Below are 18,237 nucleotides of genomic sequence, written 5' to 3'. Positions count from 1 at the left end.
TCAAGCTTTTGGCTAGTAAATTGATATATTGCAAGTTTACCTTTTACCCGGGTCATACGCTTCACCGAGTGCAGACGGAGCCGAAGAACGTCCAACCGCTGCAACGAGAACGATGATGGTAAGCAGGTAAGGCAACATAAAAATAATTTCCTGGGGAATACTTTGTGACCATTCAAACAACTGCACATAATTCCGGATTGCTTGTGAGAATCCAAAGAAGACAGCAGCACCAAATGCACCAATCGGATTCCACTTACCAAAGATCATAGCTGCAATGGCAATATAACCTTGGCCGGAAACCGTATTGTGTGAGAATGTACCCGTAGTTGTCAACGTGATCGCAGCGCCACCAATGGCTGCAAGCGCACCACTGATCATAACGCCAACATAGCGATAACGACGCACTTTAACACCAACCGTATCAGCCGCACTTGGATGTTCACCTACAGAACGAAGGCGCAGACCAAATGGCGTTTTGAACATGATGTAATACGTCAGGAATACAAACAGAATGGCCAGATATGTCGTTGGATATACATTCTTGAAGAAGGCTTCTCCGAGCAAGGGAATATCTTTCAAGAATGGCACATCAAACTTGCTGAAGCCTTGAACCAACGGTGAATCACCAGAACCTTCAAACAACAATTTAACCAAGTACAACGTACTTCCTGCCGCCAAAAAGTTAATAACGATACCACTGATAATCTGGTCTGCCTTAAATGTGATAGACGCAACGGCATGAATCAGCGATACCAGTACGCCCAATACAATCGCGAGCAAAACTCCCATCCAGGCGGATGTCGTTCCGCCCATTCCCGCTTCTTGAGCATAATGCGCCCCGATTCCAGCTGCAAAGGCACCAAAGACCATAAAACCTTCAAGTCCGAGGTTAGTCACCCCTGATTTTTCAGAAAAGATTCCGCCGAGTGATGCAAAAATCAATGCCGTAGCAAAGACAAGCGTCGTATTGATAATTTGCCCAATTGTCAACAAGTCCATCTACAACACCTTCTCTTTCTTACGCTTCGAATAGAACGGTTTGAGTATCCAGCGCACGATGCCTTGTGCCGCAATAAAGAAGATAATCGAACCGATCACAATCCGAATAATCTCAGGCGGAACATCCGCAGCAAAACTCATACCTGCAGATCCGTACGTGAGGGTACCAAACAACACTGCACCCAACAACACCCCAAACGGATGATTCAAACCAATCAGGGCAACTGCTATTCCGTCAAAGCCTGTACCTGGTGAACCAGACATTACGGTCTGGTAATGGAACACACCCAGAACCTGGAATGCTCCACCAAGGCCGGCAAGCATACCACTGATAAACATCGCTTTTACGATATTCCGGTTAACATGCATACCTGCATATTCAGCCGCATTAGGGTTGTAACCTACCGCGCGGATTTCAAAACCTTGTTTTGTTTTCCACATATAGATATAAAAGAGCACAGCCACCACAAGGGCAATCAACGTCCCCATGTGTACACGGGAGTTGCCCATCAGTTCAGATAACCATGTGAGGCTAATCGAAGCCGATTCGCTGATATCCACGGAGCGATTCTCGCCCTTCAACAGCAAGAATTGGCGTACGATAAGGTTCGCCAGATACAGACCAATCCAGTTCAACATGATACTACTGATAACTTCATTAACCCCACGTGCCGCTTTCAGATAACCAGCAATAGCTGCCCAGAGACCACCAAACAGTGCACCAGCAATCAAAGCCAGTGGCGCATGAAGGTAGATCGGCAAACCTGCAAATTTAACACCAACAAATGTCGCAGCTGTCATTCCGACGAGAAATTGACCTTCTCCCCCGATATTAAACAGCCCCGCACGTGATGCAAATGCAAATGCAAGTCCAGTCATAATTAATGGTGTCATTTCCCGTACTGCTTCACCAAAGTTGTACATGTCTCCAAACACCTTGGTGAACAATGCGCCGTAAGCTTCAATTGGATTGTAGCCACCAATCAGCATAACAACTCCACCGAGAATAAGACCCATAATTATAGCTACTACAGGCAAAATAAATGAATCTCGCGTAAACCATTTCAATACGTTATTCATGCGCAGTACCTCTCTTTTGAGTGCTGCCCGCCATCATCAAGCCGAGCTCCCTATCATTGGTTTCTTCCGGCAGCACCTCGCCAACGATCTGGCCTTCATAGATGACAGCAATTCGGTCAGATACATTGATAATCTCGTCAAGCTCAAATGAAATCAGCAGAACAGCCTTACCTTGATCACGCTGTGCAATCAGTTGCTTTTGAACGAACTCAATAGCCCCTACGTCCAAACCACGCGTTGGCTGGGCAGCGATAAGCAGTTCAGGGTTTTTATCTACCTCACGGGCGATAATGGCCTTTTGCTGGTTTCCTCCAGACAAGGAACGAGCTTTGGTCTCGATGCTTGGTGTACGCACGTCAAATGCCTCTACAAGCCGCTTCGCCTGCTTTTTGATCGCATCGAAGTTAAGGAACCCTTTACGGGTGTATGGTGCTTTATAATACGATTCCAGAACGATATTTTCACTTACTGAAAAATCAAGTACAAGTCCGTGTTTATGTCGATCTTCCGGAATGTGGGCTACACCCGACTCCGAGATATGGCGCGGAGAATGATTGGACAGCTCCTTGCCCTCCAAAAGAATCGAACCACTCTCGACTTTGCGAAGTCCGGTAAGGGCTTCAATCAGTTCACTTTGACCGTTACCATCCACGCCTGCGATTCCGACAATCTCTCCTGCACGTACGTTCAGGTTAAGTTGGTTTAGAACTGCAATACCTTCTTTATTTTTGGCGGTTAATTTACTGACTTCGAGCACATTCGCTCCAGGTGTAGCCGGCTTTTTATCCACTTTGAATGTGACATTCCGCCCCACCATTTTCTCTGCCAGCTCATTCGGATTGGTTTCCGATGTTTTAACCGAATCAATGACTTTACCCCGACGAATAATCGTTACCGTGTCGGAGATTTCCATAATCTCTTTCAGTTTGTGCGTGATCAAAATAATGGACTTGCCTTCAGCAGCAAGCTTCTTCATGATGATTATCAATTCTTTGATCTCTTGAGGAGTCAATACGGCTGTAGGCTCGTCAAAAATCAGAATGTCTGCACCGCGATACAACGTTTTAACAATCTCCACACGTTGCTGCATTCCGACAGAGATATCATGAATTTTGGCATGAGGATTCACTTTCAGTCCATACTGTTCGGACAAACGCTGAACTTCAGCAGCTGCTTTTTTATAGTTAATATTGAGACCCTTCGTTGGTTCAGATCCCAAAATAATGTTCTCTGTTACCGTGAACGGCTGTACAAGCTTAAAGTGCTGATGCACCATGCCGATGCCAAGATCGATTGCTCGGTTAGGACTGTCGATGATGACAGGCTTGCCATTCACTTCAATGGAACCTTCATCTGGCTGATAGAGACCAAATACAATATTCATCAACGTTGACTTACCAGCGCCATTTTCGCCCAGTAGCGCATGGATCTCGCCTTTACGAAGCTGAAGGCTGATGGCGTCGTTGGCAACAATGCCTGGGAAACGCTTCGTAATTTGTTTTAACTCAACGACGGGGGTTGCTGCACCCATGTAATCACCCTTATAACTGATATAGTGTGGTTCCGCAAACGAAAGAAAAGCTCCTACCGGAGCGTTGATACACAGTTACCTTGTACAATTGTTATAATGACTTGATCAAATGTTCCTGTTCTTACAATCATAAGGCCGGTCTAGACCGGCCTCAATGATTATTTATTTCCAACGAAGATCAAATTACTCAGTAGGAACTTTGATTTCGCCGCTGATGATTTTTTCTTTGTACTCGTCCACTTTTGCAAGTGTATCAGCAGAAACATTTTTCGTGGAAGTATCAGCGACACCTACACCGTTGTCTTTCAAAGTCAGATTCTCAGCTCCGCCTTTGAAGGTACCATCGATGATTTCTTGGTTTACGCGCTTAACAGCTTCGTCAACTTTTTTGATCATGGAAGTCAAAGTGATCTCATCACCAAACTCAAGAGATTGGTCTTTGTCAACACCGATAACCCATACATCTTGACCTTGTTTCTTGCGAGCACTTGCTTCGATAAACACACCGTTACCTGTTGCGCCAGAAGCGTGGAAGATAATATCTACGCCTTCATTGTAAAGTGTTGCTGCTGCTGCTTTACCCAGGTCAGGTTTATCAAATGCACCTGTGTAGTTAGAAATGAATTTAGCGTCAGGGTTCACTGCTTTAACACCTTCTCTGAATCCAACTTCAAACTTTTTGATCAGTGGGCTTTCCATACCGCCAACAAAACCAATTTTGTTCGTTTTTGTTGTCAGACCCGCAACAACACCAACCAAGAAAGATCCTTCTTCTTCAGCAAATGTTACGGATTTAACGTTAGGAACATCAACAACACTGTCGATGATCGCGAGTTTAGCATCAGGGTTTTGCTCAGCTACAGTTTTGATTGCATCAGCCAATTGGAAACCGATACCCCAAGTCAGATCATATCCGCCTTTAACGAATTCGTTCAGGTTAGGAATGTACTCTTCATCGGATTTACTTTGCAGGTATTTAACAGCAGTACCTGTTTCTGTTTCAGTCGCTTGCAGAGCTTCCCAAGCGGATTGGTTAAAGGATTTGTCATTAACTCCACCTACGTCAGTAACCATACCGATTTTGAGATCGGATTTCGCTTCAGAAGGTGTGCCACCTGTATCTCCTCCGGCATTTGTTTCTTCTTTCGGTTTGCTACCGCAACCTGCGAGCATAACCGATACCGCCAGCAACATTACCAAAGACAAGCTGAGCATCTTTTTCATTTCTCTTTTTCCCCCTTAATGATATATCCCTCATTCCAATCCAGCCTACAATTGAACGGTTAACAGATAGCAGGAATGACTTTTATGCAGAATGTATGGTTTCTTCGACATTAAAAGCGCATTCTCACCCTTGTAGCATCCTATCATCTGTCGAAAAACCGAACATTATAACATGGAGAGAAAAATCTAGGACTAGCCTACTAGAGGTGATTATACAATCAACCAGTGTTAAAATCCAGATGTTTCATCACCAAATATCACATATTTTTGTTCTTTTTTTATTGAAAACGCTTAATAATTTAGCGTTTTAACACACTAACGTTACAACGATGTGATGTTATGTAACAAAAACATATCGCGAACTTTAGTGATGAGTGGAATTCACCTGTTTTTATTTGCATTATTTCACCATTCGTATTTTATGTATTCCCATGGACCGTTATTCACCAGTTATCTGTTTTCATTGTTCCCATCCAGACTACAGCCTATTCGCTCTACTTATTCAGAGATTCATCTTCAAATTTCTTCCAAGCCGTAAAAAAAGCCGCCATATAGGTACGGCGGCTTGTATCATACAATTTAAGCGTTGATTTTGCCTTTAGCTACAGTAGCCAAAGAGTTGAACGCATTGATGTCGTTAACGGCCAGATCAGCCAACATTTTGCGGTTCATGTCTACTCCAGCAAGTTTCAAACCATGGATCAGTTTGTTGTAAGACAAACCATTCATACGTGCTGCAGCATTGATACGAACGATCCACAGTCTGCGGAAGTTACGTTTCGTGTTGCGACGGTCACGGTATGCGTATACCAGGGATTTCATTACTTGCTCGTTAGCTGTTTTAAAAATACGGTGTTTGGAACCGAAATAACCTCTTGCCAGTTTCAAAACCTTTTTATGACGACGACGTACTACAAAACCGCCTTTTACTCTTGCCATATTAAAGAACCTCCCAAATAAATATAAATGTATCCGTGGTATGTGTACGGCCGTAGCCGATCCCCCATACGGAATGTACTAATTAGAATTAGCCTTTCAAGTTAGCCAAACCTTGTTTCAAACGTCTAACATCCCCGGCAGCCATAACTGGGTTACCGTTCAGAACGCGCTTAGCACGTTTGGATTTGTGGGAAAGCAAGTGGTTTTTGTGAGCTTTGTAACGAAGGACCTTACCGGAACCGGTAATTTTGAAGCGTCCTTTCAAACTGCTGTGTGTTTTCATTTTAGGCATTTTGTGTTTCCTCCTCCAATGTTATCAGGCTTTAGGAGCCAAGATCATGATCATACTGCGGCCTTCCAATTTTGGTTGACGTTCAACAGTACAAAGTTCTGCAACTTCAACTTTAACGCGCTCCAAAATCCGTTGACCAATTGCGGCATGTGCAATTTCACGTCCGCGATAACGAACAGAACATTTCACTTTGTCGCCTTCGTTCAAAAACTTAACTACATTACGAAGCTTCGTTTGATAATCGTGCTCCTCAATATTGGAACGGAACCATACTTCTTTAATGTCAACAATTTTCTGGTTCTTACGGGCTTCTTTATCTTTCTTTTGTTGCTCATAGCGGAATTTGCCATAGTCCATAATACGGCACACCGGCGGTTTAGCCTGTGGTGCCACATTGACCAGATCCAAATTCAGGTCAATCGCCATTTGCAGTGCTTCGCGAATGGGCGTAATCCCAATTTGTTCTCCTTCAGCTCCGACAAGGCGTACTTCCTTCGCCCGAATCTCATCATTAATCATGTGATCTTTACTAATAATCGTCCACCTCCAGGTCATTTTAAATATCCAGTTAAACAAAAATAAAAGGGATGCCGGTCAAGCTACCGACATCCCTGTAATCAACACAATTCTTCATGAATATACACTTCATAAATTATTGGGATCGTTGACCAGTCAACATGTTTGTTGATCAGGTGAGAAGTCGGACTTCTGCTTGTGATTCCATTGCTATTCGCTTTAAGGCACTTGAATATTATATCACCCATCAAGCACATTGTCAACATTCTTCACAACTTTTTTTTCGAGAATTATACATTTGTTATATCAGATGTCGACAAAGTATCGCATCATGTTCCTTACCCTTGCTTGCTCTGCACCTCATCCAACCGTACAACACGTGTATGTTGAGTGTGGCTCCACTGTTTGTTGTTCTGCGTAAAGAAAGCGTAGAACGTAATTGGGTACCAAGACAGCAAGTAGATCGGGAACAAAATCAGATATAGATAAACTTTGGCAAAGGTAACCTTCTCCAGCGCCATGGACAACAGGAACGTCAGAATGTTCAGACCAATAGCCACGAATCCAACCCATAACGGAAAGTATCCATAGATATTAGCAATGTGCGGACCGCTGAATATGGCCATGTCTACCCACATCACAGCCGTCATCAGGAACGTAAGCAACACCACATAAACATTGGCTCCATAGATAGCAAGGTCAAATTTCACCAGACTTCTTTCCTTAATGGACTGCCAGAGCAGTGGGAAGAAGTATCTACGCGCAACTGTAAAGTGACCTTGCATCCAGCGCAGACGTTGTCTCGCTGAAGCTTTGAATGTTAATGGCTTCTCATCAAATACTTTGGCGTCATAGTTGAATACAGGATACACATTACGTTGCACACTGCGCATCGTAAACTCCAGATCCTCAACCAGACTTGTCGCGCCCCAACCAATTTCCTTCAAGAGGTTGGTCTCGAAGCACATTCCGGTTCCTCCAAGGAAATTCGCCATATTCAAGTTATGACGAGACAACTGCCACAGACGGTTAATGTACCAGTAAGATACACCGTAAGCTGCAGTAATCCAGGAATCCTCCGGATTTTTCGTATCAATGTATCCTTGGATAACACGCGAACCATTGTTCAGGTCATCATTCATCTCAAGCAAGAAGTTACGGTCAACCAGGTTATCCGCATCAAACATAACAACTGCGTCATACTGACGTGGCAATTTCCACAGGTACTTAAGCATCCATTCGATGGCATACCCTTTACCTCTTAGATCGGCATTGGTACGTACACAGGCATTTAATCCATGCGCTCTGACAATTTGAGCCGTTCCATCCGTACAGTTGTCACAGATGACAAACACATCGTACAGATCTTCCGGATAATCAAGTTGTTTCAAGTTCTCCATCAAGGCACCAATGACTTGTTCCTCATTGTGTGCTGCGACGAGTACAGCGAATGATTTTGTCGCCGGATAATGTTTCTTTTTCTTTTTCTTAATCAGACCGAACAGCGAAAACGTGAATTGGTACACGGCTAGCAGTGCCAGAATGACCTGCATCGTGACGAATATAGCGTCCAACATCGTTCTCTGTTACCCCCTTTTTTTCAAACCCAGTTTGCTCAAGCATTTCTCTTCCTGCATTCTGCAATTTATTTTTTTTTTGATCTGCAGAATATGACCCTGTTCTTTTGTGTACTACGTGAATATATCAGGCAATGTTTCAAAGCTTGGTTGCTATTCAGTTGGCTGCTTTATCGATTCTGTATGCTTTTCAGTCATTTGTCAAAACCCCAATTCCACTTTTTGAAGCAGAAATGTGATCTTTAAACGCTGAATAGACACTTCGTGATACCACAACCTTGCATTCATGCCTGTTATATCTTATTTTCAGCCGTTTACTTGATTTTTATTTCTAAAGTCCCTGCTTTTTTCAATCAGCATGTTATTCTTCGTCAGAGGCTCTATAACAAACAACGTAAACAGACCTCAAAAAGTTTGAAACAAAACTCACATTTTTTTTACCTCATTTCAGCCATGTTGAATCATTGTATCTTTTTTGGCTGACCCAAGTCAAAAAGTTAAGATGGATATATATCCACTCTTTAACATGAATTTTACGTTCTTTACATGGGTTCTCCTTGAAAAGGACAACATTTAAAAATATGATAAACATATACCTGAAATAACCTCAAGTTCATGAAAAACGGTTATATACTAATCAGGACGAAACCGGATACAGAAAATGACCGGAAATAATGCCGCCATTACGGGCGGCCTGACTGGCAGGAGGCCAATATGAGCCGTTTATTCTTAAAGTTTCAAGATTATGATCGAAATGTTTTTATGTGGATCAACGGCCGACTTCATAATCGTTTTATGAATTTTTGGCTGTATTATTTCACCCATCTGGGTGGAGCAACTTCTTCTATTGCAGTATCCTTGTTAATCTGGCTTCTTGCTCCAGCGCCATGGAGCACAACAGGACTCCAGGCTTGTATCGCTCTTGCGGTCAGCCACATTCCTGTAGCCATCGCGAAAAAATTGTATCCTCGCATTCGACCTTATCTGGCCTTGCCGGATACAATTACGTTCCGTAATCCCCTGACGGATCACTCGTTTCCTTCAGGGCACACGACTGCCATTTTTTCAGTCACAGTTCCATTTATGACCACTGATCCAATCTTATTGCTAATATTGTTGCCTGTGGCCCTTATTGTCGGATTCTCTCGAATCTATCTGGGATTACACTATCCTTCCGATGTTCTGGCAGGTGCCACAATAGGTACTTTAGTCGCACTTGCAACAGTTGCATTCTGGTCTTAAAGCCGATATGTTAGACTCAGAAAAACCTAGCAGGAACAGGTGAAGCAAGCGTGGAGAAAAAAAGAGTATTACTATTATCTGAAGGCTTTGGTACGGGTCATACTCAAGCCGCCTATGCACTGTCCAGCAATTTGCGAAAGCTCTCGCCAGACGTGCAGACAAAAGTGCTTGAACTGGGAAGTTTCTTAAATCCCAAGGTTGCACCCCTGATTATAACAGCATACAAAAAAACGGTTACCAACCAACCCAAACTTGTCGGATACGTATACAGACACCAATATAAAAAATCATTGAACAGGCTGACAACACTGGCGCTGCATAAACTGTTCTATACACATACACGCAGCGTTGTGCGTCAGTTACGTCCCGATGCAATCGTCTGTACACATCCGATTCCAAGTGCTGTCATATCCAGACTGAAGCGTCTGGGTGTGCAGGTTCCCCTATGCACAGTCATCACCGACTATGATGCACACGGCACGTGGATTAATCGTGAAGTAGACCTTTATCTGGTTTCTTCAGATGAAGTTAAGTCCAAACTAATGCAACGAGGTGTACCTACAGACAACATTCGAGTCACGGGCATTCCGGTGCATCCAAATTTCTGGGAGCATCCCGGGCGAGAAGAGATCCGAAGCAGATTCAACCTCAAGAACATGCCCACTGTACTGGTGATGGGCGGCGGTTGGGGAATGCTCAGCGACAAGCTGCTCCATCCGTTGCTGACACGCTGGCATGAAGATATTCAGATTATTTTTTGTCTGGGTCGCAATGATAAAGCTCGGATCAGCATGGAACAGAACCCCATGTATCGCAAGAAAAACATTCACATTATGGGGTACACCAACGAAGTGGACAAATTGATGGAAGTATCCGACCTGCTGATCACCAAACCTGGGGGAATGACATGCAGCGAAGGCTTGGCCAAAGGAATTCCAATGTTGTTCCACAACCCTATACCTGGTCAGGAAGAAGAAAACGTTCATTATTTTACGGCAAGAGGGTTGGGAGAACCCATCACTTCGCTCGACGTAGTAGTCAAATGGATGAACAAGCTGCTGCATCACTACCCGGATGTTGTACGTAAACGCAAACGTCATCTGGCGGAAATCGCCAAGGTTCATCCGATGCAGAGCGCTCAAAGTATTATTGATCTGCTGGAGGACGTTCGTCCTTCATCCGCAGAAGAGGCCCGTTTATGAATTTATTCGAATAAGGTACGCTGCTTCCGGTATTATTCGTCCAATCATGCCTCTAATACCAACAGCTTCAAACAAGCCTGCAACCACATTGAAAAGGTGCCTTCGGATTTGAAGGCACCTTTTCTTTATGAAGGAAAGTACAAACTATTGAATGCCTGTTGACTTCAAGTACTCCTGCCACTGCTTGGTGTATTCTGCCTGAATTTTTTCCAATCCTGCTTGTTTAGCCTTCTCCATAAATGTGTTCAATCCAGCCTCTACGTCTGCCACCAAACCTACATTAAGCGGATACAAATATTGTTTTTCCACTTGCTCCAATGCAGCCTTCTCGGCTTGGTACGGAGTCCAGTCTTCAGCAAATCCGGTATAAATATCAGGCTTTTTGATTTTGTCGAGATCCTCAAACATGGTCAGCACGTCATCAAAGGTTTTGTCATAGAGCATGAATTCCGGATTACGCCATGCCCAACCATTCATGCCCTCACGCGGGAAGCCATTCGTCTGTGCATCGCCCACCATCTTGTAGTATCCATTATCTACCTCGAAGTTTTTGCCCTCCACGCCATATTCAGTCAACCAATTATATCGTTTGTCTGTCACAAGTTTCTCATAAAATGCCAATGCTTTTTCCGGGTTTTTACTGCTACGTGGAATCGCAAAGCCATTGTGGATCGGGTGAACCGGTTGTGCAAACCCTTTTGCATTCGGGTAAGGGAAATAAGCCAGTTTCCAATCTGGATGCGTAGACTGCACCTTGATTACATCTGCATTAAATTTGTTAGGGTTTTCTCCGGACAGAACAACAGCCGCTTTTCCATTTTGCAGCAGTGAGTTGGATGTATCTTTTACATTCAGAACGTTTTTCGGGAAAAATCCTTTGTCCATCCAGCGTTTGTATGTTTTCAGGTCTTCCAGGTGTTGCGCGGATCCCCAGTAGGACGTCACGGTTGATGGTGTGTCATACATAATATCCAGTCCATACGGAAGTTGACCTGCTGTATTAACCAGCTTGGATGTCAATTGACGAATACCATGGGTATGGTTGGCATTGCTATCCGCAATCGGAATCATATTAGGTTCGTTGGCTTTGATGCCCTCCAGATACGCTTCGAGTGTCTCGAGCGATTCCGGCTTCGGTAGATTGTACTTCTCGCGCAAGTCCTCACGGTACGCAATTCCCTCGGTTACATACTCGATCCAAGTTGATGGGACAGTATAGATTTTGTCATTGATTTTGACAGCATCCCACATGTCATCAGGTACATGAGCCTTCAGTGCTGGCGCTGCTGTAGGCAGCATTTCATCCAGTGCCAGGAATGCGCCCTTTTTCGCATAGGACTGATAATTGGTCCAGTCTGCCGTGAAGATCAGATCGATCGGCTGTCCGGAAGACAGCAGCAGTTTATATTTTTGATCCCAATCGGTCCATGAAGTATAGTTGAATTTCACATTGACGTTCAGATCAGCCTCCGCCAGCTTATTGATCTCGGATTCAATGACAGGCAGATCTTTGGGAGCATCCCCAAGCATGTAAAATTGAAGCGTGACTTTCTCGCCTTTGTTCTCGGATGTTCCTCCCTGCTCACTTCCTTGCGTCGATCCCCCCGAACCGTTATTACATGCGGCAAGTACCCCGGCGAACAACATCAGGGCAAGTACCAGAGACAGGTGCCGAATTGTTTTGTTACGCATACGCATCCTCCCTTTTTGTGGTGAACCTTTATATGTTAGCGCAGACTCGCCATGCTTCAGACCGGAAATGATGTCTATGGCCTGACACACAACGTGTTCACGTTCTAACCTTTCACTGCACCAATGGTGAGTCCTTTGACAAAGTAACGTTGTACAAACGGATACAGGAACAAAATCGGTCCCGTCACAATGATCGCCATCGCCATCTTGGTTGATTCCGTAGGCACATCCTGACTTAGCGTGATCCCTGTGCCAATCGCCATCTGGTCAATGAATGTAATCGTGTTCATCGTGTTGTACAGATAAAATTGCAGCTGGTACATGTCCGGGTTGTTAATGAAGAGAGACGAGGTAAACCAGTCATTCCAGTAACCCAGTGCCAGGAACAGACCTACGGTTGCGATCCCAGGCATCGCCAGTTTCAACACAATGCTGAAATAGATGCGGAAGTCATTCGCTCCATCAATTTTGGCGGACTCAATCAATTCATCCGGCACTGCCGAGCGAATGAAGTTTTTCATCAGGATAATGAGGAATGGCGTCATCAACCCCGGGAAAATCAGTACGGTGTACGTATCTGTGAGATTGAAGTAGTTCGCAAGCATAATGTACCAAGGCACAAGTCCCCCACCAAACAACGTTGTGAAGTAGATAAAAAACGAGAACGTGTTCCGATATTTAAAATCCTTACGCTGGAGCACAAATCCGGCCATCGTGATCAGGAACAATCCTAGCGTAGTCCCCACCACCGTTGTAAAGACCGTTACCCCATAAGCCTTGAGTACCTGAGTCGGGAATTTAAACACCATTTTGTAACCTTCCAGGGAAAAGTCCGTTGGAAAGAGGTGATAGCCATCCCTCACAATGGACTCGTTGCTGCTGAACGAACCGGATAAAATAAGTAGAAACGGCAACAGGCACATGATGGATAAAATGATGATGAAGCTGTAGGAAATCAGTTGAAACATGAAAGTGAATTCCGAATCTCTGAGACGAGTATTCGTTCGCGTGTGAGTATTCAATGGCGTGTTCATGATCGTTCTCCCTCCTGCCCTGCGGGCGTTCTAGAACAAGGCGTAGTCCTCATTTACTTTGCGGATAATATAGTTGACGGTCATGATCAAAATGAATCCAAACAAGGATTGATACAGACCAGCAGCCGTAGCCATCCCGATATCAAACGTTACTTTCAGTGAACGATACACATACGTATCAATAATATCTGTAGCGTTGTACAGCACTCCGTTGTTGCCGATCAGTTGATAGAACAGGTCAAACTGCCCCTTCATAATGCTGCCGAGCGAGAACAACAGCAGGATGACAAAGGTTGGCTTCAGCATCGGTACCATGATGTACCAGATCCGTTGAAAAATATTGGCCCCGTCGATTCGGGCAGCTTCATAATACTCGTCACTGATACCCATTATGGCGGCCAGATAGATGACCATGCTGTATCCAAGATTTTTCCATAGGTAAAAGATGATGATCAGGAACACCCAGATCCAGGGTGTGTTATAGATGTCGACCGGGCCGGCCTCAAAACGTTTGAGCACCGTGTTCACAAAACCCGACTCGTAGTTAAACATGTTGTAAGCGATTACACTTAATAGTACAAATGAGATGAAATACGGCAAAAACATGACGGATTGCGTAATTTTTTTGAATAACCTGCCCCGGATCTCGCTAAGCATGATCGCACAGAAGATCGCCAGACCGTTTCCTAATATAATGAAGGCGAGATTGTAACCCACGGTATTGGTTGTGAGCTTCAGCAGCATTCCGGATTGCCATAGGAACTTAAAGTTCTCCAGACCGACAAATGGACTGCCAAATAATCCGCCTTCAAAATCATACCGGGTGAACGCATAATAGATCCCGACCATCGGAAAATACGAGTTAATCAGAAAAAAGATCAGCGTGGGCAACAGCATCAGAAACATAATTTTGTTTTTGTTCAATTCTTTGAGCATGGCTCGATCCCTCCCGAATTTCTTGCGGTGCTGCGTGGTGGAGCTCTCTTTTTATTGTAGATGCTCTCTTCACTCACGGATACTGAAGCTTCCTTTCAGAAAATGAACGATTCTGCGAAATAAACTATGAACAAAATGAACGAACCATGAAATGAACAGACATCCACACACATCCGTTCACAAATATTGATATCGTGCATAGGCTAAACCTAGTGAACAATCCAGCGAAAGTTGAACTTTCTGTACTGAAAACAAGCAAAACAGCCTGTCCAGCATTGATGTAAACGCATACATAATATATAATTCAAGTTACTCTTGTTCTTCTGCTCATCCAGATATGAAGTCTAGCGTATGTATATGAAGTTCTACGTTGTTCACCCAATACAGGAGGTTCGAGGGGGAAGAAGAATGCGTAAACGTTCGGAGGACAGTCAGAAGGTCTTCACACGGATTCTGATCGGCATTATTATCAGTACCGTCGCTACCTTGCTTGTGGCTTCTTCTATTTTGTATGTCAACTATAATCGGATTGCTCTTCGCCAGGTGTATCGTACAGATATGAACAGTCTTACACAAACCAGCCGTGAAGTGGCCAAAATGACCGAGACTGCAAAATCATTGTCATATCAGATTTATCAGGACTACACCATCTCTTCATTACTGCTGTATTCCAAACCAAATATTTATGAGATTACATCAGCGATGGAGCAACTCGATAACTACCGCATGTCCCTCCCCTTTATTGAATCCATCTATGTATATAACTCTAAAAATAATGAATTCTTTATCAGCTCCAACGAGCGCAATGGGCAGCAATCCATCTCGGAGATCGACGATCAGGGAATTACAAGCATCCTCCAACGCTTCCATGACTATAAACCTTTTGTCCCCATCCCACGTACATATCAGGTCGGCTCTACTGAAGCAACAGAGGTTAACAGCTACACCTATCTCTGTTATGACACGATCAATGATAACGCGAAACTAAACTATGCTGTCATTGTTAATATCAAGGATGATTGGCTCAGTCCGAATATGAATGCTGCGGATCAACCAGGCCGGACCTTTATCGTGAATGAGGATGGAGATCTATTATCAGACTTTGGTGACCGTGCATTGATGAAAAATCTCTCCAATGAAGCTTTTATGAAGCCGATTATGCAGGATACGGAGCATTCAACTTATTTTACCGAGAAGGTCGATGGCGAAAAATCACTCATCACCTATACCGCTCCCGATGACCTGGGTTGGCGTTATGTGAGAATAACACCATATGATCTGATTACCTCAGATATACGGAGTATGCGCACACACACGGTTCTGTTTTGTGTTGGGCTTCTCTTCGCAGGTTTACTGCTCTCTTACCTTGTGTCCCGTAAACTATATCACCCTATTGATAAGGTGCTTGTTCGTTTACGTGTGATGGAAGCAGAGCGACGTGGCAGTCTTCATCTGTTACGGCAGGATTTTCTGCGAGGGGCCTTGCAGGGTCGGGAAACAGTAACTGGAGGGATGCTCGAAGAACGGATGAAGTTCTATGGTTCCTCCATTGATGTTCAGCGTGCTTCCAGACTCGTATTGCTGCGTATTGACCATTTTACCGAATTCTGCGAAACGTATCGTGATGAGACCCAGCTTGTAAAATACGCCATGATGAACATCTGCACCGAGACAGCCAACCTCCACTATAATGCGGAAGCTGTCGATATGGGCGGTGATCTGATCACGCTCATTTTTAATGAAAAAGCGGAAAACCTTAAACTTGGGCAACCTGCCCATAACCGGATCGAAGAGCTGCTGCGCATGATGCAGGCAGCTGTAATGACCCATCTGAAATGCTCCATCTCCTGTACGATCGGCACGGAAGAAGATTCATTGGAAGACAGTATTACATCCTACACCAGATCAGCAGAAGCCTCACTGCATCGTTTGTTCATGGGACCGGGCTGTCTGATCTATACCTCTGACATCATGGCTTATCACGCCAAGGAGTACGCATTCCCGGCAGGTAAGGAAAGACAGCTTGTTGATCATCTAATGACAGGTAAGACACAAGAAGCCAAACAAGTCTATGCAGACATCGTCGGAGAGACAGCCGCATATCCGTTTACCGTCTTCCAGCTAGCCTTATCCCATCTGACGATGACACTGAACCATGTACGAAATACCCTCAAGAAGAATAATCAACTCACGCTTGATTCAGTCTCGGATGGTCTAATGTTGCCTGTGAAAGAAGCGGAAGACATAAGTGAAGTGCATGAACACTTCTATCGGATGTTTGAAGAGCTTGGTTCCAAAGTCGAGGAGAAACGTACACTGAAGCACGAAGAGTTGATTCGCAAAATCAATAGCATTATTGAGCGGGACTATGCGGATCCCAATCTCTGTCTAACTTCTATTGCAGATGAGCTTAGCATGTCGCCCATCTATGTAAGCAGGCTCTACAAACAGCTCACCCTGAAGGGGCTCACGGACGTGATTAACGAAACCCGCATAGCCAAAGCTCAGCATCTGCTGGTAGAGACAGAGAATTCTGTTGCCGATATTGCCGAGAAAACCGGATTCACCAACAGTTCATACTTCTATCGCATGTTCAAAAAGTTCAATGGTGTTACACCAAACGATTATCGTCGCAAAGAATTTCATTCAGAGAATTTTTAAAATCATACCAGACGTGAGTTTATGGAGCATTGCACATTGATTATTAATGAAAAAAAGAGCGACCTGTGAGAATGAATCATTCACCTCATGTGTCGCTCTTCTTTAATAAGTTTAAGTTAGATTTCGATTTTATCCCTGTTCCTGATCTTCACCAGACTCATCTGTTGCTTCGCGGACTTTATACTTGTCCAGACGTGTCTGCTGATACTCACGCAGTGCCTCTTCACCCACAATCACTTCAACCCGGTGAATGTTCATGCCTTTACCCATGAATTTCTGCTCGTACTCGGTCATCACATGTTCTTCATTCAAACCATCACGATGCAGATTCAAAGAAATATTGGTCATTTGCAGGCCGAAGTCGGCAATGGCGTTGAGTGAGAAATCAAACAGCGTCTCCGAATCGGTTTTGAAATGAATCTGTCCTTTGGGATTAAGCAATTCCGTGTATTTCTTCAGGAAGCGCGGGTGCGTCAACCGACGACGTGCATGCTTTGCTTTTGGCCAAGGATCACTGAAATTCAAATAAATGCGCTCCAGTTCTTCCGGTTCAAAAACTTCTTCGATCTGTTCAATATTCGCCAGCGCAAGCTTGAGGTTCGGTGGTGTCTCCACATCGGCCTGACTCCATGCATTACGAGCTTTCTCACTGGCACGACGCACCAGTTCATCATACATATCAATACCGATGAAATTAAATTCCGGATATTTATAACTCATTTGGCTGATAAATTGACCTTTACCCATACCAAATTCGACGAAGATCGGATGGTCATTGCCAAAAAGTTCAGACCATCTTCCTTTATGTTGCTTGGGGTCCAGTACAACAAGATCAACTTGTTGCTCCAGATTTTCTCGTATCCCTTTTCTGCCACGTAAACGCATTTTATTCCTCCGTTTGTCCCATACTTGTCTCAGACTTATTTTGCCGAAGAACTGGCAAATTGTAAAGAGCAATGAAAAGGGAATCTTCGGATCTGCCACTTTGGGCAAATCTCAAAGATTCCCTCTTCGATTTATTTGGAATTGGGGTCCAACTACTTTAGTAGTTCATAGTCTACCTTATCTTGGTGTGAAAAATCAAATGTCTTTTCGAAAGCATCGCGAACTTTTTGTCTTGCAGCCGCTTTCACTTTCGGATTTCCATTAAAACGAACACCTGTTAAAGCCAGTGCTTCTTCTGCCGTCAGTTCAACAGACACATGATTCAATTCTTTGTTTTTAACTTGGGAATTCATTCATATCACCTCACGGTATAGTATGGTCCATGACGTCAATCTTGATTCAAATGCTATGATGAATAATACCCACT

16 protein-coding genes are annotated in these 18,237 nt (G+C 44.1%); 3 read left to right on the top strand and 13 right to left on the bottom strand.

Features of this window, described 5'->3' with window-relative positions; translation table 11 throughout:
• Positions 1-36: 36 nt before the first annotated feature.
• From ABTV53_RS07925 to ABTV53_RS07890, 8 genes are all read right to left on the bottom strand, one after another.
• Positions 37-999, bottom strand: coding sequence for an ABC transporter permease (locus ABTV53_RS07925; protein ID WP_339240807.1), 963 nt, complete (start codon positions 997-999; stop codon positions 37-39).
• A complete protein-coding gene (locus tag ABTV53_RS07920) occupies positions 1,000-2,079 on the bottom strand; it encodes an ABC transporter permease (RefSeq protein ID WP_433752147.1) in 1,080 nt (359 codons plus the stop codon). It lies immediately after the preceding gene.
• Positions 2,072-3,610, bottom strand: coding sequence for an ABC transporter ATP-binding protein (locus ABTV53_RS07915; protein ID WP_433752145.1), 1,539 nt, complete (start codon positions 3,608-3,610; stop codon positions 2,072-2,074). Before ABTV53_RS07915 ends, ABTV53_RS07920 begins: the two co-directional genes overlap by 8 nt.
• Before the next feature lie 183 nt (positions 3,611-3,793).
• Positions 3,794-4,834: a BMP family lipoprotein gene (locus tag ABTV53_RS07910; protein ID WP_433752143.1), complete on the bottom strand. Its 1,041-nt coding sequence runs from the start codon at positions 4,832-4,834 to the stop codon at positions 3,794-3,796.
• A gap of 579 nt (positions 4,835-5,413) precedes the next feature.
• The gene (rplT, locus tag ABTV53_RS07905) at positions 5,414-5,773 is read right to left on the bottom strand and encodes a 50S ribosomal protein L20 (RefSeq protein ID WP_017689664.1); all 360 of its coding nucleotides are present in this window, start codon (positions 5,771-5,773) and stop codon (positions 5,414-5,416) included.
• An 88-nt stretch (positions 5,774-5,861) separates the two neighbouring features.
• Entirely contained in the window at positions 5,862-6,065 is a 204-nt protein-coding gene (gene rpmI / locus ABTV53_RS07900) for a 50S ribosomal protein L35 (protein ID WP_017689665.1), read from the bottom strand.
• Positions 6,066-6,089: 24 nt separating this feature from the next.
• A complete protein-coding gene (gene infC, locus ABTV53_RS07895; RefSeq protein WP_017689666.1) occupies positions 6,090-6,584 on the bottom strand; it encodes a translation initiation factor IF-3 in 495 nt (164 codons plus the stop codon).
• 335 nt (positions 6,585-6,919) lie between these two features.
• The gene (locus tag ABTV53_RS07890) at positions 6,920-8,158 is read right to left on the bottom strand and encodes a glycosyltransferase family 2 protein (protein WP_433752141.1); all 1,239 of its coding nucleotides are present in this window, start codon (positions 8,156-8,158) and stop codon (positions 6,920-6,922) included.
• A gap of 714 nt (positions 8,159-8,872) precedes the next feature.
• Between ABTV53_RS07890 and ABTV53_RS07885 the strand changes: the two genes are divergently transcribed.
• Both ABTV53_RS07885 and ABTV53_RS07880 read left to right on the top strand, forming a co-directional pair.
• Positions 8,873-9,400: a phosphatase PAP2 family protein gene (locus ABTV53_RS07885; protein ID WP_169478872.1), complete on the top strand. Its 528-nt coding sequence runs from the start codon at positions 8,873-8,875 to the stop codon at positions 9,398-9,400.
• Positions 9,401-9,450: 50 nt separating this feature from the next.
• Positions 9,451-10,602: an MGDG synthase family glycosyltransferase gene (locus tag ABTV53_RS07880; RefSeq protein WP_433752139.1), complete on the top strand. Its 1,152-nt coding sequence runs from the start codon at positions 9,451-9,453 to the stop codon at positions 10,600-10,602.
• Between the two features lie 144 nt (positions 10,603-10,746).
• Here the strand turns inward: ABTV53_RS07880 and ABTV53_RS07875 are convergent, their stop codons facing one another.
• The 3 genes from ABTV53_RS07875 to ABTV53_RS07865 all read right to left on the bottom strand — a co-directional run bounded on the left by ABTV53_RS07875 (position 10,747) and on the right by ABTV53_RS07865 (position 14,264).
• On the bottom strand, positions 10,747-12,300 hold the full coding sequence (locus tag ABTV53_RS07875) for an ABC transporter substrate-binding protein (RefSeq protein WP_433752137.1): 1,554 nt from the start codon (positions 12,298-12,300) through the stop codon (positions 10,747-10,749).
• 98 nt (positions 12,301-12,398) lie between these two features.
• Positions 12,399-13,262 carry a carbohydrate ABC transporter permease gene (locus tag ABTV53_RS07870; RefSeq protein ID WP_433754117.1) on the bottom strand — a complete coding sequence of 288 codons (864 nt, stop codon included), beginning with the start codon at positions 13,260-13,262 and terminating at the stop codon, positions 12,399-12,401.
• A 96-nt stretch (positions 13,263-13,358) separates the two neighbouring features.
• Complete coding sequence (locus tag ABTV53_RS07865; protein WP_433752135.1) at positions 13,359-14,264, bottom strand: ABC transporter permease; 906 nt, start codon at positions 14,262-14,264, stop codon at positions 13,359-13,361.
• Positions 14,265-14,672: 408 nt separating this feature from the next.
• On the opposite strand from ABTV53_RS07865, the gene ABTV53_RS07860 reads away from it, so the two are divergent.
• A complete protein-coding gene (locus tag ABTV53_RS07860) occupies positions 14,673-16,925 on the top strand; it encodes an AraC family transcriptional regulator (RefSeq protein WP_433752133.1) in 2,253 nt (750 codons plus the stop codon).
• Positions 16,926-17,054: 129 nt separating this feature from the next.
• Here the strand turns inward: ABTV53_RS07860 and trmB are convergent, their stop codons facing one another.
• Positions 17,055-17,810 (bottom strand): tRNA (guanosine(46)-N7)-methyltransferase TrmB, encoded by a 756-nt coding sequence (gene trmB / locus ABTV53_RS07855; RefSeq protein WP_433752131.1) that lies wholly within the window; start codon positions 17,808-17,810, stop codon positions 17,055-17,057.
• 152 nt (positions 17,811-17,962) lie between these two features.
• A complete protein-coding gene (locus tag ABTV53_RS07850; protein WP_017689675.1) occupies positions 17,963-18,163 on the bottom strand; it encodes a hypothetical protein in 201 nt (66 codons plus the stop codon).
• Between the last annotated feature and the right edge of the window lie 74 nt (positions 18,164-18,237).

Origin of the sequence: Paenibacillus amylolyticus (assembly GCF_050990605.1) — a bacterium.
Classification (GTDB): domain Bacteria; phylum Bacillota; class Bacilli; order Paenibacillales; family Paenibacillaceae; genus Paenibacillus; species Paenibacillus amylolyticus_H.
Note: the sequence above shows the minus strand (reverse complement) of the source record. Positions and strands in the feature narration are given on the sequence as shown.

Coding starts and splice junctions, on each gene's coding strand:
- ABTV53_RS07925 (WP_339240807.1), bottom strand. CDS start 999: ATGGACTTGTTGACAATTGGGCAAATTATCAATACGACGCTTGTCTTT.
- ABTV53_RS07920 (WP_433752147.1), bottom strand. CDS start 2,079: ATGAATAACGTATTGAAATGGTTTACGCGAGATTCATTTATTTTGCCT.
- ABTV53_RS07915 (WP_433752145.1), bottom strand. CDS start 3,610: ATGGGTGCAGCAACCCCCGTCGTTGAGTTAAAACAAATTACGAAGCGT.
- ABTV53_RS07910 (WP_433752143.1), bottom strand. CDS start 4,834: ATGAAAAAGATGCTCAGCTTGTCTTTGGTAATGTTGCTGGCGGTATCG.
- rplT (WP_017689664.1), bottom strand. CDS start 5,773: ATGGCAAGAGTAAAAGGCGGTTTTGTAGTACGTCGTCGTCATAAAAAG.
- rpmI (WP_017689665.1), bottom strand. CDS start 6,065: ATGCCTAAAATGAAAACACACAGCAGTTTGAAAGGACGCTTCAAAATT.
- infC (WP_017689666.1), bottom strand. CDS start 6,584: ATGATTAATGATGAGATTCGGGCGAAGGAAGTACGCCTTGTCGGAGCT.
- ABTV53_RS07890 (WP_433752141.1), bottom strand. CDS start 8,158: ATGTTGGACGCTATATTCGTCACGATGCAGGTCATTCTGGCACTGCTA.
- ABTV53_RS07885 (WP_169478872.1), top strand. CDS start 8,873: ATGAGCCGTTTATTCTTAAAGTTTCAAGATTATGATCGAAATGTTTTT.
- ABTV53_RS07875 (WP_433752137.1), bottom strand. CDS start 12,300: ATGCGTATGCGTAACAAAACAATTCGGCACCTGTCTCTGGTACTTGCC.
- ABTV53_RS07870 (WP_433754117.1), bottom strand. CDS start 13,262: ATGTTTCAACTGATTTCCTACAGCTTCATCATCATTTTATCCATCATG.
- ABTV53_RS07865 (WP_433752135.1), bottom strand. CDS start 14,264: ATGCTCAAAGAATTGAACAAAAACAAAATTATGTTTCTGATGCTGTTG.
- ABTV53_RS07860 (WP_433752133.1), top strand. CDS start 14,673: ATGCGTAAACGTTCGGAGGACAGTCAGAAGGTCTTCACACGGATTCTG.
- trmB (WP_433752131.1), bottom strand. CDS start 17,810: ATGCGTTTACGTGGCAGAAAAGGGATACGAGAAAATCTGGAGCAACAA.
- ABTV53_RS07850 (WP_017689675.1), bottom strand. CDS start 18,163: ATGAATTCCCAAGTTAAAAACAAAGAATTGAATCATGTGTCTGTTGAA.